This window comes from Natronoglycomyces albus (assembly GCF_016925535.1).
GTDB lineage: Bacteria > Actinomycetota > Actinomycetes > Mycobacteriales > Micromonosporaceae > Natronoglycomyces > Natronoglycomyces albus.
Window position 1 is genome coordinate 1,432,490 of sequence record NZ_CP070496.1, and the last position, 23,263, is coordinate 1,455,752.

At 59.3% G+C, this 23,263-nt stretch carries 21 protein-coding genes; 12 read left to right on the top strand and 9 right to left on the bottom strand.

Features of this window, described 5'->3' with window-relative positions; all coding sequences use genetic code 11:
* Together JQS30_RS06085 and JQS30_RS06090 are read left to right on the top strand one after the other, a co-directional pair.
* Entirely contained in the window at positions 1-963 is a 963-nt protein-coding gene (locus JQS30_RS06085) for a TIGR03885 family FMN-dependent LLM class oxidoreductase (protein ID WP_213172478.1), read from the top strand.
* The gene (locus JQS30_RS06090; RefSeq protein ID WP_213172479.1) at positions 960-2,861 is read left to right on the top strand and encodes a glycoside hydrolase family 15 protein; all 1,902 of its coding nucleotides are present in this window, start codon (positions 960-962) and stop codon (positions 2,859-2,861) included. The genes JQS30_RS06085 and JQS30_RS06090 overlap by 4 nt, the downstream gene beginning before the upstream one ends.
* A gap of 166 nt (positions 2,862-3,027) precedes the next feature.
* On the opposite strand, the gene JQS30_RS06095 is transcribed toward JQS30_RS06090, so the two are convergent.
* The 3 genes from JQS30_RS06095 to JQS30_RS06105 all read right to left on the bottom strand — a co-directional run bounded on the left by JQS30_RS06095 (position 3,028) and on the right by JQS30_RS06105 (position 4,657).
* The gene (locus JQS30_RS06095) at positions 3,028-3,693 is read right to left on the bottom strand and encodes a TetR/AcrR family transcriptional regulator (RefSeq protein WP_213172480.1); all 666 of its coding nucleotides are present in this window, start codon (positions 3,691-3,693) and stop codon (positions 3,028-3,030) included.
* A 32-nt stretch (positions 3,694-3,725) separates the two neighbouring features.
* Entirely contained in the window at positions 3,726-4,007 is a 282-nt protein-coding gene (locus JQS30_RS17805) for an ABC transporter ATP-binding protein (protein ID WP_213172481.1), read from the bottom strand.
* A 209-nt stretch (positions 4,008-4,216) separates the two neighbouring features.
* Positions 4,217-4,657, bottom strand: coding sequence for a carboxypeptidase-like regulatory domain-containing protein (locus JQS30_RS06105; RefSeq protein ID WP_213172482.1), 441 nt, complete (start codon positions 4,655-4,657; stop codon positions 4,217-4,219).
* A gap of 338 nt (positions 4,658-4,995) precedes the next feature.
* Between JQS30_RS06105 and bla the strand changes: the two genes are divergently transcribed.
* Positions 4,996-5,916: a class A beta-lactamase gene (gene bla, locus JQS30_RS06110; protein WP_213172483.1), complete on the top strand. Its 921-nt coding sequence runs from the start codon at positions 4,996-4,998 to the stop codon at positions 5,914-5,916.
* 186 nt (positions 5,917-6,102) lie between these two features.
* Here bla and JQS30_RS06115 read toward each other — a convergent pair whose 3' ends face one another.
* From JQS30_RS06115 to JQS30_RS06125, 3 genes are all read right to left on the bottom strand, one after another.
* The gene (locus JQS30_RS06115) at positions 6,103-7,104 is read right to left on the bottom strand and encodes a trypsin-like serine peptidase (protein WP_213172484.1); all 1,002 of its coding nucleotides are present in this window, start codon (positions 7,102-7,104) and stop codon (positions 6,103-6,105) included.
* 786 nt (positions 7,105-7,890) lie between these two features.
* On the bottom strand, positions 7,891-9,600 hold the full coding sequence (locus tag JQS30_RS06120; protein WP_213172485.1) for a potassium channel family protein: 1,710 nt from the start codon (positions 9,598-9,600) through the stop codon (positions 7,891-7,893).
* 310 nt (positions 9,601-9,910) lie between these two features.
* Positions 9,911-10,480: a DNA-3-methyladenine glycosylase I gene (locus JQS30_RS06125; protein ID WP_213172486.1), complete on the bottom strand. Its 570-nt coding sequence runs from the start codon at positions 10,478-10,480 to the stop codon at positions 9,911-9,913.
* 209 nt (positions 10,481-10,689) lie between these two features.
* Between JQS30_RS06125 and JQS30_RS06130 the strand changes: the two genes are divergently transcribed.
* On the top strand, positions 10,690-12,336 hold the full coding sequence (locus JQS30_RS06130; protein WP_213172487.1) for an FAD-binding dehydrogenase: 1,647 nt from the start codon (positions 10,690-10,692) through the stop codon (positions 12,334-12,336).
* Positions 12,337-12,529: 193 nt separating this feature from the next.
* Here the strand turns inward: JQS30_RS06130 and JQS30_RS06135 are convergent, their stop codons facing one another.
* The gene (locus tag JQS30_RS06135; protein ID WP_213172488.1) at positions 12,530-14,212 is read right to left on the bottom strand and encodes a DUF885 domain-containing protein; all 1,683 of its coding nucleotides are present in this window, start codon (positions 14,210-14,212) and stop codon (positions 12,530-12,532) included.
* A 307-nt stretch (positions 14,213-14,519) separates the two neighbouring features.
* On the opposite strand from JQS30_RS06135, the gene JQS30_RS06140 reads away from it, so the two are divergent.
* From JQS30_RS06140 to JQS30_RS06160, 5 genes are all read left to right on the top strand, one after another.
* Positions 14,520-15,302 carry a hypothetical protein gene (locus tag JQS30_RS06140; protein ID WP_213172489.1) on the top strand — a complete coding sequence of 261 codons (783 nt, stop codon included), beginning with the start codon at positions 14,520-14,522 and terminating at the stop codon, positions 15,300-15,302.
* Between the two features lie 123 nt (positions 15,303-15,425).
* Entirely contained in the window at positions 15,426-16,043 is a 618-nt protein-coding gene (locus JQS30_RS06145) for a DUF4178 domain-containing protein (RefSeq protein WP_213172490.1), read from the top strand.
* Positions 16,040-17,089 carry a DUF2617 family protein gene (locus tag JQS30_RS06150; protein ID WP_281398735.1) on the top strand — a complete coding sequence of 350 codons (1,050 nt, stop codon included), beginning with the start codon at positions 16,040-16,042 and terminating at the stop codon, positions 17,087-17,089. Before JQS30_RS06145 ends, JQS30_RS06150 begins: the two co-directional genes overlap by 4 nt.
* A gap of 164 nt (positions 17,090-17,253) precedes the next feature.
* Positions 17,254-17,676, top strand: a complete 423-nt coding sequence (locus JQS30_RS06155; RefSeq protein ID WP_213172492.1) for a DUF350 domain-containing protein — start codon at positions 17,254-17,256, stop codon at positions 17,674-17,676.
* A gap of 45 nt (positions 17,677-17,721) precedes the next feature.
* Positions 17,722-19,308 carry a polyamine aminopropyltransferase gene (locus JQS30_RS06160; protein ID WP_213172493.1) on the top strand — a complete coding sequence of 529 codons (1,587 nt, stop codon included), beginning with the start codon at positions 17,722-17,724 and terminating at the stop codon, positions 19,306-19,308.
* 587 nt (positions 19,309-19,895) lie between these two features.
* On the opposite strand, the gene JQS30_RS17510 is transcribed toward JQS30_RS06160, so the two are convergent.
* Positions 19,896-20,042 carry a hypothetical protein gene (locus JQS30_RS17510; RefSeq protein WP_213172494.1) on the bottom strand — a complete coding sequence of 49 codons (147 nt, stop codon included), beginning with the start codon at positions 20,040-20,042 and terminating at the stop codon, positions 19,896-19,898.
* Between the two features lie 233 nt (positions 20,043-20,275).
* Between JQS30_RS17510 and JQS30_RS06170 the strand changes: the two genes are divergently transcribed.
* Complete coding sequence (locus JQS30_RS06170) at positions 20,276-20,695, top strand: LPXTG cell wall anchor domain-containing protein (protein ID WP_213172495.1); 420 nt, start codon at positions 20,276-20,278, stop codon at positions 20,693-20,695.
* Between the two features lie 322 nt (positions 20,696-21,017).
* On the opposite strand, the gene JQS30_RS06175 is transcribed toward JQS30_RS06170, so the two are convergent.
* Positions 21,018-21,500 carry a hypothetical protein gene (locus JQS30_RS06175; RefSeq protein ID WP_213172496.1) on the bottom strand — a complete coding sequence of 161 codons (483 nt, stop codon included), beginning with the start codon at positions 21,498-21,500 and terminating at the stop codon, positions 21,018-21,020.
* A gap of 43 nt (positions 21,501-21,543) precedes the next feature.
* Here JQS30_RS06175 and JQS30_RS06180 point away from each other — a divergent pair, with 43 nt between their 5' ends.
* Together JQS30_RS06180 and JQS30_RS06185 are read left to right on the top strand one after the other, a co-directional pair.
* Complete coding sequence (locus JQS30_RS06180; protein WP_213172497.1) at positions 21,544-22,155, top strand: TetR/AcrR family transcriptional regulator; 612 nt, start codon at positions 21,544-21,546, stop codon at positions 22,153-22,155.
* Positions 22,156-22,313: 158 nt separating this feature from the next.
* Positions 22,314-23,216 carry a hypothetical protein gene (locus tag JQS30_RS06185; protein ID WP_213172498.1) on the top strand — a complete coding sequence of 301 codons (903 nt, stop codon included), beginning with the start codon at positions 22,314-22,316 and terminating at the stop codon, positions 23,214-23,216.
* Positions 23,217-23,263 lie beyond the last annotated feature (47 nt).

Consider the following 23,263-nt stretch of genomic DNA (forward strand, 5'->3'; position numbering starts at 1 on the left):
ATGGCTCGCATTGGCTACCACGCCTCGCATGAGCAGTTCCCCCCGAGCGCGTTGCTGCGACAGGTACGGCAGGCGCAGCAGGTTGGTTTCGCCAGCGCGATGTGTTCGGATCATTTTCACCCATGGAGCGAGAACCAGGGGCAGTCTGGTTTCGCGTGGTCGTGGCTGGGTGCTGCGTTGCAGGCGACGTCGCTGACGATGGGGACGGTGTGTGCGCCGGGGCAGCGGTATCATCCGGCGATCATCGCCCAGGCGGCGGCGACGCTAGCCGAAATGTACCCAGACCGGTTTTGGTTGGCTCTTGGCAGCGGCGAAGCGTTGAATGAGCACATCACTGGTGACCGCTGGCCTTCTAAGCCCGAGCGTGACGAACGGTTGCTGGAATCTGTGGAGGTCATGCGATCGCTGTGGCGGGGCGAGATGGTCAATCACCGTGGTCATTTTGTGGTGGAGGACGCGAAGCTTTACACTCGCCCGCTGAACCTGCCGATGGTGGTAGGGGCCGCGATAACGCCGTCGACAGCGCAGTGGGTTGCGGGTTGGGGTGACGCGATGATCACGGTGGCGCAGCCGGTCGACAAGCTGCGCCAGGTGGTGGAGGCGTTCCGCAGCGGCGGCGGAGCCGGAAAGCCGATGTTTTTGCAGGTACAGCTCTCGTATGGAGCCACTGACGACGAGGCGTTGCGTGCCGCGCACGAACAATGGAGTACGAACATCTTCGGTAGCGCGGTGCTCACCGATTTGCGCTTGCCGGAGGACTTCACCTCGGCCGCCGAGTTTGTAAATCCGGAGGATATGACCTCTTCGATGATTGTCTCCGCTGATCTGGCCGAGCACGTCGAGCGCATTCAGGAGCTGGCTGCCCTAGGTTTCGACGAGATCCTGCTGCACAATGTGCACCGTAATCAGGAGTCCTTCATCCGTGACTTTGGGTCCGGGGCGCTGCCGGAGCTGAGTCGATGAGGGCGGACGGATACCTCCCGATTGAGGACTATGCGGTGATCGGGAATTTGCGGTCAGCGGCATTGGTGGGCCGTGACGGTTCGATTGACTGGTGTCCGCTTCCTCGGCTGGATAGCGCGAGCGTGTTCGCCGCTATTCTCGACCACCGGCGGGGCGGGCGCTTCCGGGTGGGCGTGCGGGGCGACCAGCTGGGGTCTCAGCGGTACCGGTGGCATACCAACGTCCTTGAGACGTCGTTTGACGAGGGCGGAGGCCGTCTGGTCGTCACTGATTGCATGCCGCTGGCGGGGAACCTCGATGGGGTGGGGCAATCCACCGCCGAACCGGCTGTGCATCGGCTGCTACGGGCTGAGGGCGGCGACGTTGAGGTGCGAGTCGAATGGAGCCCGCGATTTCAGTATGCCAATGGGCTTCCCCAGATGCTGCCGATCGACGGTGGGGTCTTGGCGTGGGCGGGCAGTGACGCGCTCACGCTCAGCGGCGTAGGCGAGAACGAGGTGACGTTCACTGAGGAAGATGGTGCTGTCACGCTGTATGCGAGCTTTACCTTGGGGGCTGGGCAACGGCGGGCGCTGGTCACCAAGTGGGGGTCGGATCCTGTCATGTCTGGGCTGGACGGTACTGAGGATGTCATTGCCGCTGCGGTCGAGAGTTGGCGAAGGTGGGTTCATAAGGCCGAGGCCACTGGCTCCCGCGCGTGGGCGGCACCACATGAGGAACTCATCATTCGGGCCGAGTTGGTGTTGAAGCTTCTTACCAATGGGGATACGGGCGCGATCGCAGCAGCGGCGACCACCTCGTTGCCTGAAGAAGTCGGTGGGGTGCGCAATTGGGACTATCGCTACAGCTGGATTCGTGACGCCTCGCTCGCGGCTCAAGCGCTTCGTGCTCTTGGACACGATGAGGACGCGCTCGCGTTTGCTGAGTGGGCCGAACGCGTGGCACGTGATCACCGCAGGGAGGATCTGGCTATCCAGATCGTGTATGGCCTTCATGGTGAGACCGAGATTGGCGAAGCGGAGTTGCCCAATCTTGAGGGCTATCGACGGTCGGCTCCGGTGCGTACGGGAAATGGTGCGGTCGACCAACTACAGCTTGACGTGTTCGGTGAGCTCATCAGTGTGGTGTATGAGCTGGTTCGGGCGAGGAAGGACGTCAGCGATGACATTCTTGAGTTCTTGCCCGCGGTGGCCGATAGCGCGTGCCGCCATTGGAACAATCGCGACTTTGGAATCTGGGAGTTGCGCAGGGGGCCGTTCCATTTCGTGTACTCGAAGGTGATGGTGTGGATGGGCCTGGACCGTGCGATCACTTTGGCCTCGGCTGGATATATCGATGGCAGGGTGGAGTTGTGGAGCCAGACTAGGGATCAGGTTCGCGCCGAGGTGCTACAGCGAGGATTCGATCCGAATCTGGGAGCATTCCGCCAGTCCTATGAGCGCAACGTACTTGACGCGTCCAATCTGCTGTTTGGATTGCTGGAGTTCCTTCCCTTCGATGACCCACGGGTGCGGTCGACCGTTGATGCGGCCCTGGAGGGGCTCACCGAGAACGGCCTAGCTCATCGATATTTCGCCGATGACGGGATAGCTGGGGGCGAAGGCGCCTTTGGTCTGTGCAATTTTTGGTTGGTCGATGTCCTAGCCATGTCTGGGCGGGTCGACGAGGCCCGCGATCTGTTTGAACGCATGGTCTCCCACGCCAACCACGTCGGATTGTATTCAGAAGAGCTTGACCCGGCCACCGGGACGTTCCTGGGGAATTTCCCGCAAGCGTTCACCCACATTGGCCTTATCAATAGCGCTCTTTACCTGGCGTACGCCGAAGGTCGAAAGACTCCGGTTCCCGACCCGATAGGTTCACCCGAGCACCGGCAGCGCCGGCTTGACAAGAGGTGACTATTGAGGTTTGGTTCGGGTTTCGGCTTGAGCGGGGGAGTGGGATTCGCTGGAGCTGACTTTCCCAGAGGCTTAGACACATGGCACTTTCGGGGTTTCGCTGGCTCGTTTACCTGTGTAAACTTCGCTTCTTGCGGTCTTGAGTTCGCGCTTTTTTATAAGTCGTTCAGTTTTGGCTTTCGTCATTGAATTTCGCGCCGTTGTTTCCGGCGACGAGAGAGTTCACAATCGCTTCGATGGCGAAGGCGGTAGAGCGGGGCAGATCGACGGTGCTGTCGTCGAGCAGCCATTGAATTTGCAGCCCGTCCATGACCCCGATGATGGCTGAGGCGGCCGTCTCCACTTGCTCGTCTTCGGGCATGTTGTCCGGGTCGCACAGTTGCCGTAGTGATCGGGCCACCATGATGCGTAGCTCGGCGAAACGGTCACGAAAATAGTCGTGCCCTGGGTGGCCGTCGGTGACTGATTCGGCCGAAAGCACGGCGTAGGTTTGCACTATTCCGGGCCGTTCGGTATTACGGCGTGCGGTGGTGACCAGGTGTTTGAACAGGTCTAGGCCTTCGGGAGGGTGACGGCCTTCCAGGTGTTCCACATCGACTTGGTCGCGGAAGTCCAGCACTTCCAATAGCAGTTGATGTTTTGAGCCGAAGTGGTGCAGGATTCCGGCGTGGGTCATTCCCACTTGTTCGGCTATGTCGATGAGGGAGCCGTTGTGGTAGCCCTTGATGCCAAAGATCTCTGAGGCGGCCCGGAGGATGTCGCGGCGTCGGTCGCGGGTGCGTCGGCTGCGTGGTGTGTCGTCGGTGCTGGGCACGTCAAATTGGTCGGTCACCACTCTATGGTAAAGCAATCGAAGTCCAACACTTACTGAGCTGTAAGTATGTCGGGAATGGACTTATGATCGCGCCCATGCTGGAAACAGGCAACCGACCGGTGGGGCTCCCGATCGGCAAAGACGGTGCTGCCCAGGGCAGGCACCGTCTTTGCGCAGTCGTCGAAAGCGTGGCCGCAGCGTGGCTCGAAGGGACAACCGGTCGGACGCTTCGCTAGATCTGGGGGAGAGCCGGGATAGCCTTGGGTCGGCCTGATCCGGTCTTGGCCACGGGACCTCTCTGCAAAGCGGTTGCCAGAGTCAGGTCCTTGCACGAGGTGGCGGGCGCCTCAGTCCCAGGGTCGAAGCTTTCGTCCTGGCCTTGCCATTTCGGCATGAGAACCACTTCGGTCAGCGTCGCCAGATCAAGTCTCGGCAGAAGCTCGATGCGTGCGGAATCTAGCCAGCTAACTCCTCAGCTGGCTAGATTCCCCGTGAATGTCAGGAGTTGTTTTGGCAACCGCACATCGACAGCCGCAAGTGGTCAATCCGCAAGGACGAACTCCACTGTGGCCGACTCCCGTTCGGAAACATCGACGTCCTTGGCCAGCGACTCCTCAGTGGCATTGGGCTCGGCCATGATCGTGAACTCATAGGTCCCCGGTGGCAACCCGCTGAACTCATGCTCGCCGTTGCTATCGGTGAAGATGGCTATCTCCGGGAAAGCATGCGGGGGATCAGTATCGATCGCCGCCGGTTGCACAAATACCCCTTCCACAGCATTGCCCTCTGCGTCGACCACCGAAACGGTGATAGTGGCACCTTCGTCGTTTCGCGAAGGTGGAGGTTGGGCATCATCATGGTCCGACACCGCCTGATCGGGGCCATCGTTGTTGCCTGGTGTGGCCTCTTCGCCACATGAGGCCATCATCAATGCTGCGGTAGGGAGAAATAGGACGCTCAAGAGTCGCAAGGTTTTCCTCATGCCCTTTGGACGCCCTACGGGTGTCACCGGTTCCCTACATCGGGTCATAAGAGCGGCTCGATAGCAAGTAAACAGGGGCGTTGTTACGGGCACGGATGGTTGTCTCGACGATGTAGTCTGGACGTTTTCCCAGGCCAATCGAGCGTGGGCCGCTCCAGCGCAGTCGATTGCATTGGTATGCGCGCCCAGTCGGAAATTTCCCCTTTGCGGCTTGTATGCCGCAGATGTCGGTGCAAAGATTGACCCGGTGTGTGCTCTATGCGGCGCACCCTCGCGGCTTGCCTACCTCTGAGCGTTGGCAGGTTCTCCACTCACGATTAGCTCCGGCGGAGGATTCAATGATACGAAAGGTTCTCACTCGGCGGCGTTTCACCAAAGGGCTAGCGGCTGCGGCTTTGCTGGCGCCGTTGGCGGCCTGTGGCCGAGACCAAGCGGTGACGAATGCCGAGCCGTCTCCGTTTGAACCGGAGTCAACTCAGCGCACTGCGGACTTTGTGAAACTGGAAGACTCCTTCGGTGCTGTCCTGGGCCTCTACGCCCTTGACACCGGAACGGGGCGGGAACTGAGCCATCATCCTGATGAACGATTCGGGTACGCCTCCACGTTCAAAGCCCTCTTGGCGGGGGCCATCTTGCGTGAATACACCCTGGAGCAGATGGATGAGATCGTCGAGTACTCCCATGCGGATCTTGTCGCGCATTCCCCAATCGCTGAGCAGCACGTTGATACTGGCATGAGCATGTACGACCTATGTGAGGCAACTGTCCGCTACAGCGATAACGCCGCGGCCAATCTGTTGCTGGCGAAGCTCGACGGGCCTGCTGGGTTGAATGCCGTGCTGAAGGAACTCGGTGATGATGTCACCAGAATGGAACGCTACGAGCCGGGCATGAGTGACATCGTGGAAGGCGATACGCGAGACACGACCACCCCGCGCGCTTTTGCCGATAACCTGCGTGCTTTCGTTCTGGGCGATGTCTTGGAAGATACTGAGCGTGAAACGTTGACCCAGTGGCTGCGGACCAACGTCACCGGAGGAGAATTGATTGCGGCCGGGGTTCCAGAGGATTGGGTCGTCGGTAGCAAGACTGGAATGGGCGCGACCTACGGCATTCGCAACAACATTGGAGTTGCCTGGCCGCCCTCTTCAGAGCCGATTGTCATGGCGATTATGTCGAAATACCCGGACCAGGACGCTGAGCATGACAACGCTTTGATAGCGCGAGCTGCCGCCATCGTGGCCGATGAGTTTGGCTAAAGACGGGCCCTGCTGGGCCTGAAGCATGGCATGTAGTTGAGGCAACACAGGGCGGGAAGAGTTTCAGCCCTGACCACCACTTAATCGGCACCGTGCGCATTCGGCCAATTAAGGTTGAACCGAATGCGCACTCTAATCGCGCTCGAAGACTCAGTGTGCGAAAACTGACTCTGATGAGACTACGACTTAGGCGTTGCGCCAAGTGATGAAGTTATTGAAAGCTCCTTGTGTGATGCGTGGACCGTAATTGTGGTTGCCCCACGGTGTGGGTTGTCCCTGCCAGATGCCGTAGGCGTGCACGGAAATTCCGCAGACTCCGCAGGTGCTGTTGATGAGATAGATTGGTCCGCCGCTGTGTCCACCCACGGTGTCGTTACGGTAGAAAAGCTGCAAATCGTGGCTGTGACGGATCTGGTCGGTGCTCATCCACTGTTGACCGGTCGGCTTGTCACCCGGGTATCCCCGGTTATAGCTGGTGGTGCCGTTGTAGGACGCGGTCTGCCAACGGAAGCCATACGTTCCAGTGGCGTTTCCGACATTGCAGTTTAGTTTTCCGGCCCCGTAGTCATAGGATGAGTTGCCGTTCTGGGTCCAGCCGACCACTGAGTGGAAGCTGGTGAAGGAGCACGACCCGTATGGAGTGCTGCCCCCGTCACGGCCGGGCCACGCTAGATACTGATTGCGTGGGTACCAGCTGCCGTTGGGGCCGCCGGAGTGCAGGCAGTGCCCGGCGGTGATCACCGTGTCAGGGCCGATCAGCCAGCCCGTGCAATAGTTGCCTCCGTTGCGGGTGATGTTGACGGTCGCACTAGCCGGAAATGACGTGGCCGGTGAGACACGTACGCGATCATCCGAGCCGATAATGCTATCGACGTTGTATTCATCGGGAAGGGCCACGGCGGGGCCTAGGTGAGTGTGTTCGTATGGGGAACGGAAGTCGACTCCGGAGAGCTTTGCGTCGGGGTCTGGGGCCGAGGACCGGACCATTTCGGTGCTGCCGATTGATTCCGCTAGAGCCTGCATCTCATCGGCTTCGACGATAGTTCCATCGTCGGAGACGGCTGTGTACGGACTGAGCGAGTCGAGATCCTTCTCGACTTCGGCCAGATCTGCTGAGGCGCTAGCCGACGCGAGAGTGACGGCTAGTAGTGCCGCCGAGGTAATCGCGATGGTTCGTTTTGTGCGCATGGGTGGGCTTGTCCCTTCTGTGGGGTCAATTGCCTTGTCGGCCTCCTGGGAGAGGGATGCGCCGACACGGTTGGGGTCACCGACCGATATAGATTGGCGTTCGCAAAGGGGGATAAGCAATCTAGGGGACACTACCGGCCGATGTTGTTTTTCTACCGGATGCGCGACGCTACGTAAACCCACACTTTACGCAGAGGCATGAAGGGTGCCACTGGTGATGTGTAGGGAGTCTCCGCAGGTGAAGATTGTGCAATGCGAGAAGGATGGGATATAGCCGCAAAGCGACATTGCGGAATTTTCGCAAGCGGCAACTAGACAATAATTCTTCTGAGAATTATTGGGCGGTAAGGGATCGGGCTAGAATAGTTGATGTTACTCCTTCCAGCCCGGTGTACTCAGTTCACTACAGGCACTCAGTCAACGGAGCAGAAACACCATTACCGAACAACACAGAGACTCAATTGCGAACCCCTCAAGGTTCACCGTTGCCCCATGGCCGCTGCGTCTCCTTGGGCTCAAGCCTCGATGAGTCACCGGGGATCATGCGAAATCGGAACGGAAGGCGATGAGCGCGGATCGTTATTGACAGTGGAGCGGAAAGGTAACCGCTTGCTAAATCAACTCTTGGCTCGGCCGTGCCTAGATGAGACAGAGCCACCTAAAGGTGCCATGAAAGCATGAGACTTATGCAAAAGGCGTTCTCATCGGCTCGTTCAACTGCGTAAACTTCGTCCCCTGCGCCTTTGAATGTGCACTTTTGCATCGGCCTTCATGATTTCCGGGAACTCAGGGGCGGCGCGGAGATCGATGGGCTCGCTGCTTGACATAGCGCTTTCGGAACTTCAACTCATCGTGCCGGTTTCCCATGACCAGGACTGAAGCGGTGTTCTGGGCGCTAATCACACTGTCGGCGTCAAGAAAATCTCCGCCGGTGCTCATCGCGGCCACGATATAGCAGCCAGTCTCGTGGAAGATGTCAAGGTCGTGGAGACGTTGCCCGATAAGGTGTGGAGTCACCGGCACCTCAAACAACTCAATACCTTCCACCACGACGATCCGCCGACCTATATTGAGCGCGTTCCACATCGCGGTCGCGCCGATCGCCGCATAGGACAAAACGCCATCGGCCCCAGCTCGACGCAACGTGGACACGTTCGACTCGTCCACGGCCCGAGCCACGATTTGAACATCAGAGCGAAGCCGTCGACAATACAGCGCGAGGTAAACATTCATGTCGTCCTCATGGGTGGTGACCAGGACGGCCGAGGCCTCATCGAATCCCGCCTCGTTGAGGACACTTATTTCCGCCGCGTCTCCCAATACCATCGGAGTAGAAGCGGGCACCCGGCCCTCCTGACGCTCAATCACCACGTGTGGAACGCCCAGGTCCGCCAAAGTCCGTGCCGCCGCCCGCCCCACCCGGCCGCCACCGACGATGATGACAGGCTGCTCGACCTTATGCGGGACGGCATAGGCTTTCTCATAGGCGTGGAGTTGGCTGTCAGTACCGGCCAGAATCAGCGACGAATGGTCGGTGATGACCGTGTTTGGAAGTGGAGCCTCCAGCTGACCGTGTTCGATCACCGCCAGTATGCGGATACCGCAATATGATTCGGCCGCGATATCGCCCAGCTGGCGCCCCACCAGCTCGGTGCCGATAACCCCAGCTTCAGCGATAATGGTGGCTCCATATTGTCCGAGCACATGGGTACGCCCCGATGTGCCCAGCACTCGATGCGCCATCGCGCTACCCAGATAGCTTGCCAGTTGGATGACCTGAGTGCTACCAGCCAACCCAAGCACATCGACGGACGCCTCCCGATCGGCTGTCACCGAGATGACAACATTCTGGTCAATCTCACGCACCGTGAAGGCGATATTGGTATTGGTCGTGTCAGGAAGCGTCGCAGTCACCATCGCGGCGCGTTCGATCCCGGCGCGAACATAGGTCCGTGGCGAGTCAAGAGGCCCCACCATCGTCTTGTATCCAATGTGTCCCATCGCGATCGCGGTCTTTGGCTGGTCCACGATGACCACATATGGCACTTGTGCTCGCCGCGCACGGGCAATAAGGGCCTGACTGATGGAGTCAAGAGAGGTCAAGACGATGTGACCGCGCATGTCGCCCGGAGCTCGACGCGGAGCTCGCGCGTCCTCTTGCTGCCGTAGCCAAGGAGCGATGATCAGCCGTACGACCACAAAGGGAAGCAGGATGAAAATGAACAATGCTCCGGTGAAGACTACGAAGATCGAATAGATGCGTCCCAGGTCCGATACAAACGTGATGTCCCCGAAACCCAAAGTCGACATCGTTGACACGGTCCAGTAGAAGCCGCTGACCCAGCTGTACGAACGTCCCTCAAGACTCATCAAATAGTGGAAGACAACGGTGTGAACCGTCATCATGACAAGCAAGGCAGTGAAGATGGTGACGACCAGTCGCGTCTCCCAACGCTGGAACTTCGTCAACATCCAGGTGACAGCCTCCCCCAGCACATGCACTCCCTCGCCTGGGCCCTATGAGAGTCAGCGTAGTCCAATCGGGCGCCCCGCCGCCTCGATTTAGGACCTTCCCCCATGCCTGACTACGGATCCGGCGCAACTGTTACTACTGACAGCTGTGCCCTCCAACCTCCTGGCCCACTGTTGGGCAACCCAGGCACCGAGCCCACCTCCCAACCATGTGCCAAAGCGGACCGCGTCGCGGCCAGGCGGTCTCACCTGCGGCTGAGGCCACATACACCCCACACCCGGCTCATTGGGGGCTCGCGCTCACCAACTGACCGGAGCCGCGATGCGCGATCGGTCACCCAGCACGGTGACAACCCTGCAAGTGATCGTCGACCATCCCGATCGCCTGCATCATCGCGTAGGCAGTCGTGGGCCCGACAAACGAGAACCCCCTTTTCTTGAGGTCCTTGGACAAAGCCTTTGACTCCGGCGTCGACGCCGGGACGTCACTCAACCACCGAGGTCGCCGACGGGGCTGGGGTTGGAACGACCACAACAGGTCCTCAAGCGAGCCATCGAGCTCCAAAATCGCCCGCGCGTTGGCGATAGTCGCCAGTATTTTCGCTCGGTTGCGAACAATGCCCTCGTCAGCGAGGAGCCGTTCGACATCGCGGTCTGTATAGGCTGCCACCGACTCGATACGAAACTTGTCAAAGGCCGCACGGAAATTCTCCCGCTTACGCAGAATCGTGATCCAGGAGAGCCCCGACTGGAAAGCCTCGAGGCTGATGCGTTCAAACAACGCGTCATCTCCCGCGACCGCCCGCCCCCATTCGAAATCGTGGTACTGGCGATATATCTCCGGCTCGCTACCCCATGGGCAGCGGGCCACACCGTCGGCTCCAACCACCGTGTCACCTTGCATGATGAATCCCCCTTTGCCCGGCAATCCGTACCCTCAGTCATACCCCGACGGTGTGACGTTCTGAGAGGCAACAACGTTGGCACCCCCGCCACCGACCCTGGCAGTTGCGCAGATCACCAACATCTGGTCAGATACTCACAAGTAATGTCGATGTTGCCGTTCCCACACCGACGCGAGACCACGCGCCAACTGGGGGAGGGAGAACACCTGTGCAAACAGACGTCATCGTCGTTGGAACTGGGCTAGCAGGCCTCGTGGCCACGACCGAACTTGTGCGGGCGGGCAAAACCGTGACCCTGGTTGAGCAAGAACCGGAAAACTCACTCGGTGGTCAAGCATTCTGGTCCTTTGGAGGCCTTTTCCTAGTCGATTCTCCCGAACAACGACGCATGGGCATCCGGGACAGCACGGCGCTGGCATGGCAGGACTGGCAGGGAAGCGCCGGATTTGACCGTGATGTCGACGCCTGGCCCCGTCGGTGGGCAGAAGGATATGTGGATTTCGCCGCAGGCGAAAAGCGAGCCTGGTTGCGGTCACTAGGCGTCCGATTCTTCCCCGTCGTCGGTTGGGCCGAACGGGGCGGATACCTAGCGAGCGGACACGGCAACTCCGTGCCCCGCTTCCATATCGTCTGGGGGACAGGACCTACTCTCGTCGAAGCGTTCGCCGCGCAAGTGCGTGACGCGGCTGCCTCAGGTCAGGTCAAGCTCGCCTTTCGACACCAAGTCGACGAGCTGGTTCTCTCGGGACCAGCCGTCACAGGGGTCCGGGGCAGCATCCTGGAACGATCGAAAGTGTCCAGAGGAGTTCCCTCGTCCCGGGTGGTGGTCGGGGAGTTCGACTTCAGCGCCGAGTCAGTAGTGGTTGCCTCTGGGGGAATGGGAGGAAATGTCGACCTCGTTCGCCGCAACTGGCCCAAACGGCTAGGCTCCGCCCCCAAACACATGCTCTCAGGCGTGCCAGCGCACGTCGATGGACGAATGCTCCACATTGCGCAAGCAGCGGGCGGGCAGTTGATCAATAGCGACCGGATGTGGCACTACACCGAAGGGATCACAAACTGGGACCCGATTTGGCCCCAGCATGGCATCCGCATCCTTCCCGGCCCTTCATCATTGTGGTTGGACGCGAGGGGGAGACGTCTACCCGCGCCACTGTTCCCGGGCTTCGACACACTAGGGACGCTTGAATACATCATGCACACCGGATTCGAGCACACGTGGTTTGTTCTCACCCAAAAGATCCTAGAGAGGGAATTTGCCCTCTCCGGCTCCGAACAGAACCCTGACCTGACCGGCAAGAGCCTCCGACAATTGCTGAAACGGCTTGGTCCGGGGGCCCCGGCTCCGGTTGCGGCATTCACAGATCACGGAGCCGACTTTGTGGTGGCCGAGGAGCTTGATGATCTGGTGCGGCAGATGAACAGCCTGACAGCAGAACCGCTCCTAGAGGCGAACGCGGTTCGACAAACCCTCGAGGCACGAGACCGAGAAGTGGCCAACGTGTTTGGGAAAGATCTGCAAATAATGGCGATGCGCCAAGCTCGACGCTACCGCGGTGATAAATACGTGCGGGTGGCGAAGCCACACCGACTACTTGACCCGAAAGCAGGCCCTTTGATCGGCGTCAAACTCAACATTCTCACCCGAAAGACCCTCGGCGGCCTGCACACCAATCTCCACGGCCAAGTCCTCGACGCGCAGGGAAACATCGTGCCGGGGCTCTACGCGGCCGGGGAAGTGGCCGGATTCGGAGGTGGAGGCATGCACGGCTATCGGTCACTTGAGGGAACGTTCTTGGGCGGATGCCTGTATTCGGGGCGTCGAGTGGGCCAAGCGATCGCGCAAATTCTGTGAGGACGGCGTTGCCACCCCGATCAAGTCCAGAAGGCGCCCACACAACGTCGGGCAGTCACCCGCCAGGGGCCCGGACCTAGGAACCAGCCAGGCCTGCGGTGAGCATCGACAGGTGCGGCCCGACCCAACACTCGGGTGGGCATTTCGGCCCCTGACCTCAGAGGGCCAGCCGAAGAGCCGGGCCGCTCGATCGTCAACTGGTCTCGGTGTCGATCCATTCCTCCACGATCTGTGTCATTGTCGCCAACGGCACCGAACCGCTGGTGAGGATCCGGTCGTGGAAGTGGCGAATATCGAATTTCTCGCCCAAGGCATCCTGCGCGCGCTGGCGCAGCTTCACGATGTGTTGCCGCCCGATCATGTAGGCCAGCGCTTGTCCCGGCCAGGCGATATATCGGTCTACCTCGTTGGCGATGTTGACGTCCGACAATGCCGAGTTGTTCGTCATGTAGTCGATCGCCTTTTGGCGTGACCAACCAAAGGCGTGCATACCGGTGTCCACGACGAGCCGACACGCCCTCCAGGCGTCAAATGACAACATGCCCAGACGCGAAAGATCTGATGAGTACAGGCCCATTTCGTCGCTGAGCCGCTCGGTGTACAGGCCCCAGCCTTCGCCGAACGCTGTCACGTACGACGTACGCCGGAAACTCGGTAGGTCGTTGAGTACTTGGCCAAGGGCGAACTGGAAGTGATGCCCCGGCACGCTCTCATGGAACGACAATGCCTCGTACTCGAATTTTGTTCGAGTTTCGGGCGCGTATGTGTTGATCCAGTAGGTTCCAGGTCGCGAGCCATCTTGGGAGGGGGGAGAGTAGTAGCCCAATGTTGAGCCCTTGGCGATGGAGGCTGGCACTTCTCGCACCTCGCACGGCGCAATGTCATAGGGCAAGAACCATTGAGGTACTGCCGCCTCGGCTTCGCGCAGTGCCTTGGTGGCATCGGCGACTATTTCCTCGGCCGAGGTGTATCGCAACGATGTGTCGGTACGAAGTCGTTCCATGACCTCGGCGGGGTTGTCAATGCCAAGTGCCCTTTTCCCGACTTCGGAAAACTCATCTTGCAGCTGGGCGATGATGTCGAGGCCGGTTTGGTGGATTTCCTCAGGTGTCAGGTCCGTGGTGGTGAACTGGCGTACTGCGGCCCGGTATCCTTCGTCTCCACCGGGCACGTGACAGACGCCGACTTGGTCATCGCCGCGAGCGTTGGGGAGCAGCTCGTCGCGGATTGCTTCCTTCCACTTGCGCAGGGCGGGGCGGATCTTCGACTCGATGATGTGAGTGGCTTCGTGGCGCCACTTTAGGACATCGACCCCTGCTGGTTCCGGCCTGAGGAACGTGTCCTCCTCTATGCTCGTGGCGAGGTAGTCCTCGATTTGGGCGATGGTGGTCTCCACGCCTTGCCTAGTTTGGTGGCGACCGTTTTCCTTGGCGTCGAGGTAGCGCCGTAGGTGCGCATCGAGGAAATGCTCCAAGCCCGATAGTCGCCGTAGGTAGTCGTTGCTGCGCTGCGCCGTTTGCAGGGCGATATTGGGAACTTGAGAGAAGATCCCGGTTGTCACCCCGGAGAACGACGCGGTCAGGCCCACATCACGTAGGGACGCCTTCAGCATGTCGGTCTCATCGGTGATGAGGCGACGCAGCATCGAATAGGTGATACGGTCTTGTCCCACCAAATGCTCGGCGTTGATGTCGTCCAACCGCTGGGCCGTATTGGCCAGGTCAAGGAGTCGATCGTGGTCGGCGGCTTGACTGGGGTCGGGAACCAGGTGGTCAAACCCAGGAACTCCGAAGGCCGAGGCAAAAAAGGGATTGGCGGCAACCTTCTGGTCGAAGTACTGCTGCGCGATGTCGGAGAGTGCGGAGTGTGCGCTCATGGTCCTCCTTGAGAAAACTGATCTCCCCTCACCTTATTAGGTTTCACTCCTGTCACATAGATGCACTTCGAACTCATTGAGGCGTATTCCAGCTTTATCGTGTTGCCTGCCGAGGCTCAGAGGCGACGTTTCGTCAGGTAGGAGCCACAGCGATGGCAAAGGAGCTGCGGTACGGGGGACTAGGTGAAATCTGAGGAGAACACACCGGCGCCATGGGTGGGAACCGAGGAGGCCCAGCCACGAGAACCTGAGCAACCACAAGTGCCCACGAAGGCCCAATTCGTACCCAGTAAGGGATGATTGACACGTGACCAGCTGGCTTGACCTACATGTGGTACAGACGGACCGTCTTCCCCTGTTCACCTTCCTAGTGGCATTGGTCGTCACGTTCGCGTTCATCCGGCTCTCAGTACGCCTGATCAGGGCCGAGGTTAAGTGGTGGCCAGGCAATGTCACCCCCGGCGGGTTGCACATCCATCATGTCGTCTTTGGTGTTGTGTTCATGCTCATCGGCGGCGTGACCTCGCTGGCGGTGCCGCCGGAGATGGAGATCGGTCGAGCGATCGCCGGAGCTCTGTTTGGGATCGGTGCGGCCTTGGTCCTGGACGAGTTCGCACTGATCTTGCATCTGAAGGATGTCTATTGGAGCGAAAAAGGCCGCACATCTATCGACGCGGTCTTTGTCGCGATAGCCATCACTGGCCTCTTGCTCATCGGGTTGCGCCCCATTGGAGTAGTGGACTTCATTGAGGCAAACGCTGATGTGGACGCGAGCAACCCGGTCCTGTGGGCTGTGGGTTTCACGGTGCTAAACCTGTCGTTCGCGGTCGTGACGCTCTTGAAGGGCAAGATTTGGACGGGTTTGGTCGGCTTGTTTGTGCCACCGTTGATCTATGTGGGAGCCGCGCGTCTGGCCAGGCCCGGATCACCATGGGCCCACTGGTTCTATCGGGCGGGCCGACCACGTGGACTGCGAAAGATGCGTCGTGCCGTATGGCGAGAGCGTCGGCTACGACGCCCCTTGATCGAAGCGAAGATCGCGGTACAGGAATTTATCGGTGGTCGGCATGACCATGAACCACCTCACTGATCCTCCCGGAGGCCCTGATGACTCGCGAGCGCAATACCGGATGGGCCGCAGGTGAACGGACAGCCGAGCGGTGTGGCGTTAAACTGTTGGTACAAAAACGAATCGCCCCATTAAGGACCACCCTTGTTGCTCTTCACCATCGTGCTCGTCGCCGTCGGTATTCTCGCGCTCTTTCTCTATGTGCAGCACAAGGCCAAGCAGAAACGTGAAGCCGATGCCGCCCACTACGGTGGGCCAGTGGACCCCTTCGCCGACACCGACGAAAACGCGTTGCGCGGTGACCCTCGCCGGCTTACCGCTGGCGATATCGTCGACGCCTATGGCAAGAGCTTGGTGGTGCGGGGCAGCCTACGTTTGTCCGAAGGTGACTACACGTGGGATGAGCACTTTCTCGACACTGGGGCCGAGGTCAGGCGATGGCTTTCCGTCGAGGTTGACCCGGATATTGAAATGGTCCTGTGGGAGGAGATCAAGGGACACGACCTCACTCCTGGGGCCACGACGATCGAGCATGATGGTGTGACTTATCGATCGGTCGAGTCCGGCACAGCCAAGTATCGCGGTGAGGCCACCACCGGCCTCCCCGCGACCGGGACAGTCGACTATCACGATTACACGGCCGAAAATGGAGAGAAACTCGCCTTTGAGCGTTTCGGTGCCGCGGGTAAGTGGGAGGCTTCGACCGGGCTGAGGCTTGATCGCAACCAGGTCGTCATCTATCACCAGAGTGGTTCGTCGTGATAGCCGCGCTCAAAGTCCCGTTTGTGGATGTGTCCGCGCGCAGCCTTTCCTTCGCGACCGACGCCCCCGATATCCCAATTCTCAATGAGCTTTCGGTGAAAACTGGAAACCTGAGTTTGTCGCTGCGTCTCTTGGGAGCAAGCCACCAAGCCGTTGTCACCTGCCCGGACGGAACGTTGTCCGAGACGGTCGCCTACCGTGACGATGTGGATCCGTATCTGCCTGCCAGTCATACCCAGGTGTGTGGAGAATGGGTACACCAGTTCAGCAGTCTCACTGAGACGGTTCCCTGGTCTCAGCTACGCGATCGTGCCCACGCCCAGCACTCTGAGGCCAAATACAACCCCGACTTGTTGGTCGGTGTCTTTGGAGCCGAACGTGAGGCGCTGACCGCACTGGAAATCACCGCCCGCGACCCATTGGGCTGGAGAACTGTCCATACCTATCCTCAATACGGGCAGATCGTGACCACCCACAGCGTCGTACGGCGCCGAGACCAATCGAGCCCTGCCCGCCGCCTATTACCGAACCGATTCCCCTGCACCGCCCCAGACCACGGGAATTACTTGCTCACGTTAATCCTGTGGTCGCCCGATTCCAGTCTGGACGACAGTATGCAAACCAAAGACGTCAAAGTACTTGTCATCATTGTGGTTATCGTGGTTGGTTTCATTGCTACCGCTGTCGCCTGCGTCAACCTCGGTAACGATGACCCGGTTGACTTCATCGAGTCGACGTACACGCGATCCGCGCACCTCGATGAGGACTCTGGGCGCGCCTACACCACGGATCTGACGCCTGCCCAGGTGCGGTCTGAGATCGGGGGCGCTGTTAGCCCAGTGGACGCCCGAACCGATGCTGGCAACCACTATTTGCAATATGCGAAGTACATTATCGCCGTTACCGCCACTGCTACGGGTACGAAGATTCTCATTGACGACTATCGCCGCGGTCACCAACGTCACTCGGTCATCATCACCGGCTGGGGGTGGAGTTCGTCGCCTCCGTCGGGCTTTCGCGGTGGCGGTCCCGGAAGTGGAAAGTAAGTTCCGAGCCCGCGCCGGTCGGCCTCGGTGCTCGAGACCGACACTGTCGAAACGTGCCCCCAATTTCCCGTTCGTACTGATCGACATCAGTCCCGAATCCGTCTGCCTTGCCCAATTTCGCTATTGAACTGTCAACTTCACCATGAAAGGTAAAGGACGTCTACATGGAACTGCTTTTCCAAGAGGTCGTGGCCGCCGCCTCCTATAGTCTCGTCGGTCTGGCGCTCATGGCTGTCGGATACATAGTGATCGACATTCTCACGCCGGGAAAACTGCGCACGTTGATCTGGGAGGAACGTAACCGGAATGCTTCCTTGCTGCTGACGTCAAACATTCTCGGACTCGGTCTCATCGTCGTCGGTGCGATTTGGGCCTCGCACGGTGATTTGGTGCGTGGGCTCATCGCCACGGCAATATTTGGTCTCATCGGGATTGCCGCGATGACATTGTCGTTTGTGGTGTTGGACTTGTTGACCCCTGGAAAGCTTGGGGAGATCGTGACCTGCCCGGATCACCACCCGGCCGTGTGGGTCAACTGTGGGATGCACGTAGCAGTGGGCGGCATGGTCGCGATGGCACTGTCATGACCCTTCGCCCTCTGTCTTTGATGGCCGTCTCTTGAAAATACTGTGATGACCACTAGTGCCTCAGAAACCGATTCACCGCCGCCGACAGCTTTGCAGCGCCTTCGGCGCACGGGGCTGTTGGCGACGGTGTTTGTCTGCGCGGCTTGTGGGCTGGTCTACGAACTGGCACTGATAACCCTCGGCTCCTACCTGGTCGGCAATACCGCCTCTCAGGCCGCGATCGTCTTGAGCGTCATGGTGTTCGCTATGGGCATCGGGGCTCTCATGGCGAAACCGCTGCAAAGTCGACCTGCGGTTTCCTTTGCTGTGATCGAGCTGCTATTGGCATTCCTCGGTGGTACGAGCGTGCTGATCCTGTATGCGGCCTTCGCATGGCTCCACTTGTACACAGTGGCGTTGGTGGTGGTGGCATTCTTGATTGGACTGTTGGTGGGGGCGGAGATCCCACTGCTCATGGAGTTGTTGCAGCGCATTCGCAAACAGTCGGCCGGTTCGGCGACCGCCGACCTCTTTGCGGCGGACTACATCGGCGGTCTCCTTGGGGGTTTGGCTTTTCCGTTCCTGTTGCTGCCCATGTTCGGGCAGATTCGTGGCGCGTTGTTGGTCGGCGCGATCAATGCGATAGCAGGCCTAGTCTTGGTATTCACGGTCTTTCACGCCGATTTGCGAAAGTTGCTTAAGATCGGGCTGGGATTTGCCGCCATCACCGTGACCATTGTCTTGACGTTTGCCTACGTTCACACTGAGCGGTTCGAAGCGGCTGCTCGGCAGGCTCTGTACGCACACCCCATCGTTTACTCCGAACACACTGCATACCAGCAAATCGTCGTCACAGAATCCATATCCCCGTTTGGGGAGCGTGACCTTCGCTTGTTCCTCAATGGGGATCTGCAATTCTCCTCGGTTGACGAGTATCGCTATCACGAAGCGCTGGTTCATCCCGCTATGGATGGCCCAAGAGACCACGTGCTCGTCCTGGGAGGTGGGGACGGCCTCGGAGTACGGGAAGTCTTGCGGTATGAGGACGTGGAATCGGTGACCGTGGTCGATTTGGATCCGGCTGTCACGGCACTGGCCAGTACCTTTGCGCCCCTAGTGGCGTTGAATGAGGATTCTCTGAGTGATCCGCGGGTCACGGTGATCAATGAGGACGCCTTCAACTGGTTGCGCGATAACCCGCAGCGGTTCGATGTCATCATTGCCGATCTGCCTGATCCTGACCAAACTTCCACCGCGAAGTTGTACTCAGTGGAGTTTTACGGGCTCGCCCGGCAACTGTTGGAACCCGAGGGGCGCATTAGCATCCAATCGGGCAGCCCATACTTCGCCCCGGACTCGTTTTGGACGATTCACGCTACGGTCGTGGAGGCTGACTTTGCTCCGAAACCGTACTGGGTGTCAGTACCGTCGTTTGGTGACTGGGGATTCCTGCTTGCAAATCTGAGCGGAGAGGCACCAGAGCTGTCTTTGGATGAAACGTCGCTTCGTGACCCGCTGCAATCATTGACCGCCCAGAGTTTGCATGCTGCGGCCGTATTTCCTCCAGACCGTGATTTTCGTGAACGTGAGCCGTCAACGCTTATGAATCCGCATATTCTTCAGCACGCCCAACGTGAGTGGCGCTCCTATTAGCCGTGATTAATGAGTGATGCCTTATGGTAAGCGCGCTCCCAGTTGCTTCCGCTGCGAACTCAGGAACGCAAAAAACATTCATGTTACTCCTGAAAGGACAGGATAATGTGGGGCCATTGCGGGGAAAACAAGCTACGGTCATCGGTCGAACGGCTGAATTCTTTATGTTACCAACGAGTTTTGCCCCGTCGCGAATTCCTAAGCGTAGGGTAATGATGTGGTAACTCAAAATGATGAAGTGCCGAGTCGCGGGCGCTCCGCCACATGGGCGGCAACCAGGATTTCTGCGACATTTGCAACCTTCTTCTTGACGGCGATGTTCGCTACGTCGCAGTCAGCTTTCGCCGCGCCTGTGGCTGACGAAGAGTCGACCAGAGGCGACGTCCATGTCGAGCAGGCACGGGCCGCCGAGAGTGAAGAAACGTCATCCCAGGCGGATGAAACAAGGCAAGCCAATATCGCTGAAAAGGGGCATGCCTCCGAGAAGCCTCGTAAGCCACAGGGGCCTACGGGTCCAACTAGCCCGAGGGGCCCCCAAGCGCCTTCGGGTCCGACGGAACCTACTGGGCCAACGGGCCCCTCAGAGCCTACTGGGCCGACCGGTCCTTCAGGTCCTTCAGGGCCGACCGGTCCAACTGGGCCAGCTGAGCCAACGGGCCCAACAGGTCCCTCGGAGCCCTCAGCACCTGCTGGTCCAACGGAGCCCACTGGCCCGACGAGTCCTTCTGCTCCATCAGGCCCAGCAGAGCCAAGTCAGACTACCGGGTCCGCAGAGCCTCAAGGACATACAGACCATAAGCAGGTCAAGGATTCCAAAGAGCCGAAGGGGCATACGGCTCCGAAAGGCGCTGACTACTCGAAGCCGGTATGCCCGGACTCTTCCAAGGAATGGAAGGACTGGAAGTACTACTGGGGTCAGGACTGGAAGAAGAAGTACGACAAGAAGTGCGTCGATGACAAGCCAGTCATGCCCGTGTGTCCCGATACTCCGCAGGAGTGGAAGGACTGGAAGCACTACTGGGGCGAAGATTGGAAGAAGAAGTACGACAAGAAGTGCGACGAGTCCCCAAAGGACCCGAAGGACCCTAAGGAACCCAAGGATCCTAAGGATCCCAAGGACCCGAAGGACCCGAAGGACCCGAAGGACCCGAAGGATCCCAAGGACCCGAAGGAACCTAAGGAGCCCAAGGAACCCAAAGTTCCTGACCAGGTCCGCCATGAACACCCGGTCGATACGGGTGCCGCGGTGACGGGCGTCGGAAGTGGGGGACTCCCGGTGACTGGTACCAGTATGAGCAACGCCTTGCTTTTGGCGATTCTGGCAGCAGGTACCGGTGCGGCACTGCTCTTTGCCGCTTATCGTCGTCCTGAAGCGAACGAAGGTTAGTTTGTGAACGGCGACTGGATCATGAAAGCGGATCGTGAGATCGAGGAGTGAGAATACGCCCGGTATCGGCCATGAGCCATACCGGGCGTGTTCTCCATATGTCTACGCTCATGCTCGGCACTGTAGGCGAACCCGATACCGACAGCCATGTACGGATGCTCGAGGAGCTGGTCAAGTGCGGAATCGCTCACCAAAGAGGACTGCGCCCACTGCCGCGATCTAGTGGTCCCAAGCAACTTCAACGAGGCGACCTCCGACTTCCTTAGATCTCACAACCTCTAGGTACTTGCGGGCCGCTCGCAAAGCTTGATTGTTCACAGATTCATGACGCTCCGTGCCCCAACCGGTGGGCGGCGTCGTTGAGCAAACCTGGAACCAGCCTCCGGTGCTGTGCTGACAGTGGCTCCCAAATTCGCCGTCCCCACCGGCGGTCGTAACGTATGAACGTCCCCAGCGACACGGAATCCGCGCCCGTATGCACCACCAAGCGGGCGGCGAGCGAACGTGAGTGGGCCTCTAGGCGAATCCAATCAGGTCCTCGCTGGCCGATCGGCCATCCAGCCACCTGACTCGGGCCGCGCCTCCAGCGCAGACGCAGGCCCAATACCGTTCGCCATAGCAGCTGCGCGGGGATGCCCCCTTCATCCTCCAGCATCGCTCGTGCCCACTGCTCGGCCGAATGGCTGCGGCAACCTGGGGTTTGGCGTGTGAAAAGGTCCGCATAGTCAGCCGAGTGCATCGCTGCGATAGTGACAAACTCAGCAGGAATATCGTTTGGGCCGACATGGTTGATAACTGCGTTCATGATACAAACATACAAGCATGTATGTAATGTGGCAAGGAGAGCTATGAATGCCCCCGACAATGGTCGACTGACCCAACCTGAGCGTCGCATACGCAGCCGAAACGCAATTCTCGCAGCAGCCGCCCGCGGAATCGCGCTCCATGGCTACTCCGCGCTGTCACTCACGCGAGTGGCGCAAGAAGCTGGATACACTCGCGGGGCGCTATATCACCAGTTCGCCTCCAAAGAAGACTTGGCTATAGCCGTGGTCGCCTGGATCCACCAGACCTGGGAGGCTGAAGTCGGCATAGCCTTCACAAGCGATGGCGACCCCGCCGAAACTCTTTTGAATCTGGCACGACGGCACGCCCACTATTGCCGCCGCGATGTCGCCGCCGTTCTCATGAACCTACGAGTGGAATTCAGCCACAGAGACCATCCGGTTGGCCACGCGATCACCGACATCGTCGAAACACTGGTCGACAGATGCCAAAGTCTCATCGAAGCAGGCCTGGAAGCAGGGACGATACCGCCCGGGCCACCATCTCGGGAAATGGCGCTGGCCATGGTCGGAGCGTTGGAAGCAGTACCGATTCAGCTTGTCGGTCGACCCCCGCACGATATGGTTCTGACAGAACGTACGGTCAGGGGCATTCTTGCGCTCCCGCCTAGTTGATCTGGCATGAGACGTTGTATCCATGATGGGAGGGGCGCGTCATGATGCGAATGTTCCGCAGATGTAGGACGCCTCGGTGGGCACGTTGACCAGCGTGTATGTGAGTTCAACTCCGGTCCTAGCTTAAGTAGTGTGGATCGACCTGGCATGATAGTCCTATGCCGCAGTGGCCTCCCCCGAAACTGACCGCTGGCGTGCCTGAAGGGCACGCCGTTTTGGTAGCGAGCGGAATCCTAGCCAGCTCAAGCGGGCGCGAGCGACAGCAGTCACTGTGGCTGCTTGACGAAGGCCTGCTGGTGGCGAACCTGGAAATGGGCACGCAATCGTACGATCTGCCTGGCCGCGGTGCTGCCAAACAGCGTCGCCTAACGTGGACCACGCACCCCCTTTCCAGTGCGGAGATCAGTCACATCCTCGCTCAGGACCCACGACGATTGTGGCTGCCTTGGGCTGACATTGCCTCAGCCCGGTCCTATCGGCTGTCACCTGCCATTCGGCTGCACATGCGAGATGGATCAAAACGAACTCTTCGGCCGGCGCGTGACTACACCGCTATCAGCGCGCATCTGCTAGATCAGGCGATGAGCGAACGTGGAGTGCCAGCCCAGATTGCCACCGTTACTCCCCATGGGGCACGCAAAGTCGCCACGATCGGATGGGTGACGCTGGGGACCTGTGCGGTTGTGGCGATTGCGCTCTTGGCTGTGACCTGGAATGACGAGGCTGAGATTCGCGATAGAGCGATCGAGCGATGGTCGGTGGAACAATATGGGTCACAGACTCCGGTTGCGGTGATTGCCGCGGAGGCAATTGACGCTCAGCCACTCGAATGGATTCGCTCTCAACGGTCCCTCTATGCGATTTCCGATGATCAGGTGCTCGTGGACTTTCCGGGGCGGGGATCTCGCTACGGCTCGAGCACTGAATGCTGGCGGCTTGACCGCAATGGAGATTATCTGGCTTGGAGTCGCTTGGGGCGAGGCCCATGTGACCGCGAAGGCTATGTGCCAGCAGATATTGAACGCACGACATCAGCTGACTGGATCGATGACAACCCCTAATGCGGACTTTTCGTCGGGGTGCCGGTTCGGTTCGTGCCAGTGAAGCT